At 44.6% G+C, this 8729-nt stretch carries 8 protein-coding genes; 3 read left to right on the top strand and 5 right to left on the bottom strand.

Annotated features, from left to right (window positions below; genetic code table 11):
- Positions 1 to 175: 175 nt before the first annotated feature.
- Both Q0Z62_RS09970 and Q0Z62_RS09965 read left to right on the top strand, forming a co-directional pair.
- Positions 176 to 1264 (top strand): LLM class flavin-dependent oxidoreductase, encoded by a 1089-nt coding sequence (locus Q0Z62_RS09970; protein ID WP_298054070.1) that lies wholly within the window; start codon positions 176 to 178, stop codon positions 1262 to 1264.
- Between the two features lie 112 nt (positions 1265 to 1376).
- Positions 1377 to 1886 (top strand): flavin reductase family protein, encoded by a 510-nt coding sequence (locus Q0Z62_RS09965; RefSeq protein WP_298054066.1) that lies wholly within the window; start codon positions 1377 to 1379, stop codon positions 1884 to 1886.
- Between the two features lie 88 nt (positions 1887 to 1974).
- Here the strand turns inward: Q0Z62_RS09965 and Q0Z62_RS09960 are convergent, their stop codons facing one another.
- The 5 genes from Q0Z62_RS09960 to Q0Z62_RS09940 all read right to left on the bottom strand — a co-directional run bounded on the left by Q0Z62_RS09960 (position 1975) and on the right by Q0Z62_RS09940 (position 7131).
- Positions 1975 to 2574 (bottom strand): ABC-type transport auxiliary lipoprotein family protein, encoded by a 600-nt coding sequence (locus tag Q0Z62_RS09960; RefSeq protein WP_298054062.1) that lies wholly within the window; start codon positions 2572 to 2574, stop codon positions 1975 to 1977.
- Entirely contained in the window at positions 2571 to 3497 is a 927-nt protein-coding gene (locus Q0Z62_RS09955; protein ID WP_298054052.1) for an MlaD family protein, read from the bottom strand. Before Q0Z62_RS09955 ends, Q0Z62_RS09960 begins: the two co-directional genes overlap by 4 nt.
- A complete protein-coding gene (locus tag Q0Z62_RS09950) occupies positions 3497 to 4351 on the bottom strand; it encodes an ABC transporter ATP-binding protein (RefSeq protein WP_298054048.1) in 855 nt (284 codons plus the stop codon). Before Q0Z62_RS09950 ends, Q0Z62_RS09955 begins: the two co-directional genes overlap by 1 nt.
- Positions 4352 to 5482, bottom strand: coding sequence for an ABC transporter permease (locus Q0Z62_RS09945; RefSeq protein WP_298054044.1), 1131 nt, complete (start codon positions 5480 to 5482; stop codon positions 4352 to 4354).
- A 74-nt stretch (positions 5483 to 5556) separates the two neighbouring features.
- Entirely contained in the window at positions 5557 to 7131 is a 1575-nt protein-coding gene (locus Q0Z62_RS09940; protein WP_298054041.1) for a sensor domain-containing diguanylate cyclase, read from the bottom strand.
- A 229-nt stretch (positions 7132 to 7360) separates the two neighbouring features.
- On the opposite strand from Q0Z62_RS09940, the gene Q0Z62_RS09935 reads away from it, so the two are divergent.
- On the top strand, positions 7361 to 8554 hold the full coding sequence (locus Q0Z62_RS09935) for an amino acid aminotransferase (protein WP_298054037.1): 1194 nt from the start codon (positions 7361 to 7363) through the stop codon (positions 8552 to 8554).
- Positions 8555 to 8729: the final 175 nt, after the last annotated feature.

The following is an 8729-nucleotide window of genomic DNA, read 5'->3' as shown; positions in this document are numbered from 1 at the left end:
TAGTACATTTACGTAGTGATAGCAAGGGCTTAGCCGCGATTTATACCTATGGTTTTCACCAGTGCATTCGGTTGCACTTTTTCGATAGCCATGCAGCTTTTTGATAGCTGATCGAAGGTGTGCTCTCTAGAATAAAAACATAACAATTACCCTGTTTTTCTAGCCGGAGACGACCATGAGCCAAAATAGCCTTTTAGCTAAAGATCATTTTTTATTAGGAACCTTTGCTACCAACTGTGGTGGCGGAATGACCGTATCTAAACTTCCTGAACGGTGGCAGGCCACGTGGGAAAACAACCTAACATTAGCTCGATTATTAGATGACGCAGGCATTGATTTCATGTTGCCTATTGCTCGTTGGGTTGGTTACAGAGGCGAAACCGATTTTCATGGTTATGTACTGGAGACCGTGACTTGGGCGGCGGCCTTATTGGCCCATACAAAAAATATTAATATTTTTGCGACGGTGCATACTGTGGCAAATCATCCGGTCGTGCTAGCAAAACAGATTGCGACCATGGCACAAATGAGCGGTAATCGGGTGGGGTTAAACATTGTGGCAGGCTGGAATAAGCCAGAGTATGACGCACTGGGATTAGATTTACCGAATGATCATGAAACGCGTTATGGCTATGCCCAAGAATGGTTTGATATAGTGCGCAAACTATGGGATCACGAAGGCCGTTTTGACTGGGAGGGCAAATACTTTACGTTGAATCAGGTGCATGGTGATCCTAGACCTGACTGCCATCCTCCTATCTTTAATGCGGCCGGATCAGGTCAGGGCCGTGATTTTGCCAGCAGCAATGCGAACTTTTTGTTTACTCCCGCGATGGAACTAGAGCGTTCTCGTAAAGAGGTCGTGGAGCTAAAACAAATGGCGGCAGACAAAGGCCGCAATGTGGATGTGATGACTTTCTCGCATGTGATATGTCGCCCTACACAGGCTGAGGCCGAAGCCGAATGGCAGCGTATGCTCGATAATGCCGATACAGATGCAGTAGATAATTTGGTTAATTTGCAGTTTGCGCATGCCCATTCTTTTCCACACGAACTATTAGAGCAAATCCGTGAGCGCATGACAGTGGGACATGGTGGCTTTCCGCTTGTGGGTACACCCGAGCAGGTCGCTGATAAAATTTGTGCTTTACATGAAGCCGGATTCCGTGGCACAACCCTTTCTTTCTTTGATTATGTGAAAGAATTCCCTTATTTCCGTGATGAGGTATTGCCTATTTTAAAAGCGCGCGGTATTCGTCAGTAATTCGTTAGCGTCACTTTTTGTGCTGCAAAGCCGATTAAGCCTCAGGTTTTGCAGCCATTTTTTTCTTAGCTGTTAAAATGCGCTATACGCTTTTTTGTGATGATGATTTTTTATGACGACAGACACCTCTTTTTCCGTTGCAGACAGCACGAGCTATAAACATGGCATGCGCCATTTGGTTGGGGCGACGTGTGTAATTACTGCCGAGCACCAAGGGCAAAAATCAGGCTTAACCGCAACGTCAGTCACTTCGGTTGCCGCCGAACCACCCGAGCTATTGGTCTGTATAAATCAAGACACCTCAGCGTGGCCGTTAATTGAAAAAAGCGGTTGTTTTGGGGTAAATGTATTGGCTCTAGAACAACAGCAAGTGGCCTTGCAGTTTGCTGGGGTAGGGGGCGTGAAAGGCGCGCAACGCTATGAAAATGCGAACTGGACGCAGCACAATGGAATTTGGCTATTAGATGATGCCCCTGCCGTGTTTGCTTGTAGAGTTAGCGAAATTATCATTCGTCACAGCCACGCCTTAGTGTTAGGCACTGTAGAATACGTGCGCAGTGCAGATCAGACTATTGATCCTTTATTGTACTGGCAGGGCAAATTTGGCACTTTTCATAAATAGTACGTTTCAATGTCTGATAAGCCATTTTTCTATCAGCCCTAAAAAAAGAGCTTGGTTTATGCCAAGCTCTTTTCTATTCATTGATTGATTATTTAGCCAGCCAATCGACTAATTGCGCACTGAGCTGGTCACTGGCTAGGCCAAAGGCCTGAATAACCGCAGGCACAGAGGTGTCAGCAGCAGGTTGATTCAAGGTAAAGCGCTGAGTCTGTACGATAGAGGAATCAAGGCGGTTGATAAGTTGGGCATCAAACTGAACCACTACCACAGGCTGGTCATTTTGGTATTGAACCTGAAAATGACTGAGGTAGCCCTCTAAGGCAAAGTCTGTTTTCAATGCAGAATCAGAGCTAACGGCATTAAATAGTCGAGTATCCGTAAAGGCTTGGACAAAGCGCTCACGTAATAAGACGGGAGCATTATCAGCCCATTGTGTGCCTTTGTAGATTTGTATCTCTGACCCAGTGGGCTGAACCAACACGCGATTACTATTGATTAAGCGGTTAGCCTGAGGAGCAGCCACGTATAACGATACGTTTTTTTGTACAGCCGTGCTTTGCATAGCGGTAGCAGGTAGGTTATAGCGCGTTTGCGGTTCGGATTTAGGCAAAATAGAGCAGCCAGCAACGAGTACAAGCGTACCCAAAGCCGTTACACCTAAAACATGACGTAGTGATTTACGTATCATGGCTGAAATTCCTGTATTTTATCGCCACCTAATAGATAGTCTGTGGGGCTATTTTGTAGTTCTTGAGTGATGATTTTAATATTGCTTAGCGTTTGGCGCAGCTCTTGCATAGCGGGTGCGATTTGTGCAAAGCCTTGGCTACCTTGGTTAATAGCTGGGGCATTCTCCGCCAACATTTTTTGCAGATCCTGAGTGATTTGGCTTAGGTTCTGCATGGCTTCATTCGCTTTAGCAAAAGCACCACTACCTTCTTTAGTGATTAGATTACGGGTCTCCTTCAGCATTTTTTCTGCCTCATTGCTCGCGTTATTCAAGCTAGTAAAGAGGGCAGGCAGGCTTTCAGAACCATCAGCTAATTGTCCTAGTAGTCGTTCTAACTGTTCAATACTGTGACCAATACGCTGGGCATTATCCGAGGATAAAAAGGCATTAGCGTTAATCAATAATTCAGACACATTGGTCATTAGCTCTTCACCACCAGCCATTAGTTCGGCCATAGGCGAAGGAGTAGCCATAATCAATGCGGGATAGTCATCGGTTTTGTCTTCGTCTTCTAGGTCAGGACTGTCCGGCGATCCACCCGTTAACTCGATCACAGATGTGCCTGTAATCCCGGTTAAGGCGAGACGAGCTAAGGTATCTTTTTTGACCGGAATGCTTTCTTGAATACTAATGCTGACTAGGACGCGACGGATGTCGTTTGGGTCTAGTTCCAGTTTAGTGACTTCACCAATACGGATGCCGTTATATTGCACGGCTCCGCCACGGTTGAGTCCACGTACGGCTTCGGTAAAGACAACGGTATAGTCTTTGGTTTTATTATCACTCCCTGTTTTTGCTAGCCAAAGTGAAAACAAAATAGCTCCGGTAGCAATCAAAAGGGTGAAAACGCCAATCAGAATATGATGTGCGCGAGGTTCCATTACAGGTTCTCCTGACGTCGTGTTTCAGCTTGAAAGGCGGCGCGTCCTCGCGGGCCTTGGAAATAATCTTGTACCCACGGATCGTCGTATTTTTCGACCACGTCCAAGCTATCGTTAATAATGACGCGCTTTTGTGATAAGACGGCCACGCGATCACAGATGGTATAGAGCGTGTCCAAATCGTGTGTGACTAAATAAACCGTTAAACCCAATGCATCGCGTAAGGTTAAAATCAACTGATCAAAATCGCTGGCTCCGATCGGGTCTAGCCCGGCAGTAGGCTCATCTAAGAATAAAATCTCAGGATCTAGGGCCAAGGCACGAGCTAAAGCGGCACGTTTGATCATTCCCCCTGAAAGTTCAGAGGGGTATTTGTTTGCTGCATTGGCAGGTAAGCCTGCTAATGCCATTTTTAGCCGTCCTAAGTCCTCGGCTTCATCACGGCTGAGGCCGGTATGCTCAATTAAGGGCATAGCAATGTTTTCTACTACGGTCAGTGATGAAAACAGTGCCCCTTGCTGAAAGAGCACTCCAAATCTACGTTCTAGTTTAGAGCGATCTTCTGCATTTAAATCAGCAATTTTTTGGCCAAAAACGGTAATGTCGCCCTCGTTAGGGGGACGCAGCCCTAAAATCGCCCGTAGTAAAACCGATTTGCCTGTACCAGAACCACCAACAACACCCACAATTTCACCGGGGTAAATATCCATATCCAAGTTTTCATGAACCGTATGAGTCCCAAAGCGATTCACTAAATGGCGGACTTTAATAATAGGCTCTTTTTTTTGGCGTTCTTGTTGTTTGGCTTTATTGTCTTTTTTTAGTTGGGTGTTATGTTCGTGTGTCGCACTCATTTACCACCCCATTTCCATATAAAATAGTGCTGCCATTGCATCCAGTAAAATAACGATAAAAATAGAGTGGACCACAGCAGCGGTTGTGCGCTCACCTACTGACTGCGCACTGCCTGTAACCTTAAAGCCTTGTAAACAGCCAATCACTGCAATTAAAAAGGCAAAAATAGGCGCTTTAGCCATGCCTAAAAAGAAATGGCGAATAGAGACATCTTCGTTGAAAATATCAATAAACATGGTTGGAGAGATATCTAAGGTCCAAAAACAAACCAAAGCACCACCAAAAATCCCGGCAATCATGCCAATGAATGTCAGCATAGGCATGGCGATAAGCATGGCAAGTACCCGAGGGATGACCAAAATAAGCATTGGGTTTAAACCCTGAGCCCGTAAGGCATCAATTTCTTCGTTGGCTTTCATGGAGCCAATCTGAGCCGTAAAAGCACTCGCTGTACGACCCGCCATAAGAATAGCCGTCAACAATACCGCAAACTCACGCAAGAATGAGAAGCCTACCAGATTCACCGTGTAAATCGTTGCTCCAAAATCAGAGAGAATGGTGGCACCTAAAAAGGCAATAACGGCACCAACTAAAAAGGTTAATAAGAAAATGATGGGAACCGCATTAAAGGCCGTTTCCTCGATTTGAGCCACAATAGCCGTAACACGCCAGCGGCTAGGCCGTAGCATATTAAAAAATAAAGTCTCTAGAGTGAGGCCAACAAAAGCGGTTAATTCTAGGAACTGGTCCCAAAATCGTTGAGTCGCCCCCCCTATACGCGCAAAAAAATCTCCCATCACCGAATAATTCGGTTTTTTGGGTGGCGCTTCTTGGGTGCTTAATGCCCTAGCTACAGTGCGTAATAAGGCATCACGCTCAGTGGATAAGCCTACGGCGTGATCAAGGCGGTCTTCGAGCTGCTCTGGGGTGAGGAGTTCGCACAGTTGTTCCGCACCTGCTGTATCTAATTTATCTAACTGCGAGAAATCAATCGTGTTGTAAGACGATTTTTTTTGTGCGAACTGACGGATTTCATCACATAAAGCGCGATAGTTAGCCAACACCCACTCACCTTGTAAGTGGAGGCAGTCATTATCACTACGAAGAAAGCGAGAGTGGGATTGGGTCATAGACTCAAAGTCTACCGTAAAAAATAAGAAAAATAATGAATGATGCGGCCTAAGGGCGAGACAGAGCGTTAGAATTAGTCAATTTTAGGCAGTGGTGCCGTGCGGACTTGATTCCGGCCACCTTGTTTGGCAGCGTACAGCATTTCATCTGCAATTTTTAATACAGCAGTGGTGCTGTTCGCATGTTGTGGCCAAGAGGCGACACCCAAAGAAATAGTGAGCTTACCAACCGTGGTGAACTCATGTTTTTCTACGTCTAAACGTAGGCGCTCTGCAATATCAGCAGCGACTTCTAGCGAACAGGAGGGTAAAAGAATTAAAAATTCTTCGCCGCCTAATCGGATACAAAAATCTTGATCTCTAGACGTACTACGCATTAAAAAAGCCAGCTCCTTTAATACTATATCGCCTACGTCATGGCCAAAGGTATCGTTGACGTGCTTAAAGTGGTCAATATCTAAGGTAATCGCTGAAAAAAATGTTTGTGTAATATCGCATTTTTCAAGAATTCGCTCTAGGGCACGTCGATTGTTTAAGCCCGTTAACGGATCTGTGCGCACGTCTTGCCGTAGTTGACCCACATGGTCATGCACATTTTGTAAGCCATGCAAAAAGGCATGCTTCAGCTCATTGGCCTCAAAGTACCACGCTTGAATACGTTCAACGCGTTGAATGGTTGTACGCTGCCTCATGTTTTTGGCATTAGCTGCTAATTGACGCAGTGGGCTAGAAATAAGCCAAGCGCACAGCCAAATTAGAGACAGCATCGTTAAATTGATCGGTAAGCTGTGCAACAGGATCTTTTGCATTAGCCCTTCGTGCGCATTCAGGGTGGCGTCTGCAGGTCGTTGGGACACGACTCCCCACCCAGCCGCTGGAATATAAGCATAGCCACTGAGCATTTCGATGCCCTTGCTATTGACGATGGCTTTGGCACCTGTGCCGCCACTGAGGGCTAAATCCAATAATGGATTCGTATGCACAGCAGACCCCAGACGTTCTTTATCGGGGTGATAAAGCAGGCGTTTTTTGTTATCTACCACATAAATATAAGACCCATCATGATGGTAGTGTTCGCCTAATAACCGACTAAGAATATTTTTTTCTTTTAGATAAATAGAACCACCGATGTAACCTAAATAAGTACCGTTTTCATGGAAAATAGGGCTGGAAATTAATACCAACAAATTATCCATGGAGGATTCATAGGGTTGGCTAATTAAGGGCTTACGTTCTTTTAGGGCTTGTAAAGGGCCAGGGGTGGTGAGAATTTGTCCATGTAACTCAATGGCATTATCAGAGCTGGCTAACACGACTCCATTTGCATCACTTAATACAACAGAGTTAAAGGCGTAGTTTTGTTTTGAGAGGCGTTGTGTTTCTTGATTTAAATAGCGTTTTTGAGGCCAGTTTTGGGCTATGTTTTTTGCACTATAAGCCAATTCTAATAAGGCACTTTCTAAAAAAGCTTGAGTGCTATCAGCTAACTTAGAAGCATACGCTTCGTTACTCAATAAGGTATTATCAATCAGAGCTTGTTTTTGGACTTTAGCACTGGCAATAAACATATTGATTACCGCAACAAGGGTACTCAATAGTGCCAAGATGACAATCAGTTGTCGCAGATTCGAACGAACCAAAAAGGCCATAACTACTATTCCTAGTGCTAAAAATATGTAATGCCGCTCATTTTTCTTGATAAGTGTAGCTTGTCTGGTTCTTTTTAAATATAGATAAGCGCTTTCTCTCAGAGCTGAATCATATAGGGTTTACCACTAAACAAAAAGTCTTTGAGCTTAAAATACAAGGTTTAAACTGTTTAGATTGTATTTTTTCTGCGTTTGTGGCATAAAAAATTGACTCATTATAGGAAATCACATGTTTGAACACGTAGTCCCCTATGCTGGCGATCCTATTTTTAGAATTGCAGCCCAATTCCAAGCTGATCAGCGCGAAAAAAAAGTCAATCTAACCATTGGCTTATATTTTGAAGACGATGGCAGCGTGCCTTTACTTTCTTGCACGCAAATCGCAGAAAAACAGTGGGCCGAGAAAAAGCAGCCCAGAACTTACTTACCGATGGAAGGCCTAGCCACGTATCGTGATGCGGTACAGCGCTTGGTGTTTGGTGCCGATAGCGAAGCCTATCAATCTAAACGTATTGCCACCATTCAAACGTTAGGTGGTACAGGCGCCTTAAAGGTGGGTGGCGATTTGTTGCACGAAGCCTATCCGGATAGTCAAATGTGGATTAGCGATCCTGCCTGGGATAATCATCACTCTATCTTTGGTGGTTGCGGTATTAAAACGAATAAATACCGTTATTTTGACTCTCAGACGCAAGGTGTGGATTTTGAGGGCATGTTGGCAGATATTAGTGCGTTAGCAGAGCATAGTTTTGTCTTATTGCACCCATGCTGCCATAACCCAACGGGGGCTGACCTTTCCAATGACCAATGGTTACAGCTTATCGCCGTACTTAAAGAGAAAAAGCTAATTCCATTTCTAGACATGGCATACCAAGGTTTTGGTCAGGGCCTTGATGAAGACGCATTTGCTATCCGAGAAATGGCAAAAGCAGGTTTAGAGTTCCTTGTTGCCAACTCATTTTCTAAAAACTTCTCTTATTACGCTGAACGATGTGGTGGCTTATCTATTGTATGTAAAGACCAAACTCAGGCAGATCAGGTATTAGGTAAATTGAATGCGTGGGTACGTAAAAACTACTCAAATCCTCCGGCTCATGGTGGACATGCAATTGCCACTGTTTTAGATTCAGATGAGTTATACCAAAGCTGGTTAGCCGATGTGACGGCAATGCGAGCACGTATTCATGCAATGCGTCACGCCGTTTATGACCGTCTTAACGAGTTAGCCCCTGCTTATGATGCCAGTTATATGATTAAACAACAGGGCATGTTTAGCTATACCGGACTCTCTATAGAACAGATTATGCGTCTTCGCGAAGAGTTTGGTGTGTATATGCTTGATTCAGGTCGTATCAGTGTTCCTGGGCTGACTACACAAAACGTAGACTATTACGCTCAGTCATTAGCCGCAGTCGTTTCCTAGTCATTACAAGCTCTAAAAAAAGCGCTACTACAGCGCTTTTTTTTCGTTTTTATGCCGTCTAATACGACTTTAGTCTAAGTGAATACCCTTGTTTTATAATTTATCAGATTACGTCGAAAACCTCTTCCTTCAGGTGGAGGATGTAAGACGTTGCCGCAAAACGCGGCAAGATATA

This window comes from uncultured Paenalcaligenes sp. (assembly GCF_947630565.1).
GTDB classification, from domain to species: domain Bacteria; phylum Pseudomonadota; class Gammaproteobacteria; order Burkholderiales; family Burkholderiaceae_B; genus Paenalcaligenes; species Paenalcaligenes faecalis.
Note: the sequence above shows the minus strand (reverse complement) of the source record. Positions and strands in the feature narration are given on the sequence as shown.

Bases quoted from the DNA above. Each gene is read 5' to 3' on its own strand.
- Q0Z62_RS09940 (WP_298054041.1), bottom strand. From the start codon at position 7,131: ATGGCCTTTTTGGTTCGTTCGAATCTGCGACAACTGATTGTCATCTTG.
- Q0Z62_RS09970 (WP_298054070.1), top strand. From the start codon at position 176: ATGAGCCAAAATAGCCTTTTAGCTAAAGATCATTTTTTATTAGGAACC.
- Q0Z62_RS09955 (WP_298054052.1), bottom strand. From the start codon at position 3,497: ATGGAACCTCGCGCACATCATATTCTGATTGGCGTTTTCACCCTTTTG.
- Q0Z62_RS09950 (WP_298054048.1), bottom strand. From the start codon at position 4,351: ATGAGTGCGACACACGAACATAACACCCAACTAAAAAAAGACAATAAA.
- Q0Z62_RS09945 (WP_298054044.1), bottom strand. From the start codon at position 5,482: ATGACCCAATCCCACTCTCGCTTTCTTCGTAGTGATAATGACTGCCTC.
- Q0Z62_RS09935 (WP_298054037.1), top strand. From the start codon at position 7,361: ATGTTTGAACACGTAGTCCCCTATGCTGGCGATCCTATTTTTAGAATT.
- Q0Z62_RS09960 (WP_298054062.1), bottom strand. From the start codon at position 2,574: ATGATACGTAAATCACTACGTCATGTTTTAGGTGTAACGGCTTTGGGT.
- Q0Z62_RS09965 (WP_298054066.1), top strand. From the start codon at position 1,377: ATGACGACAGACACCTCTTTTTCCGTTGCAGACAGCACGAGCTATAAA.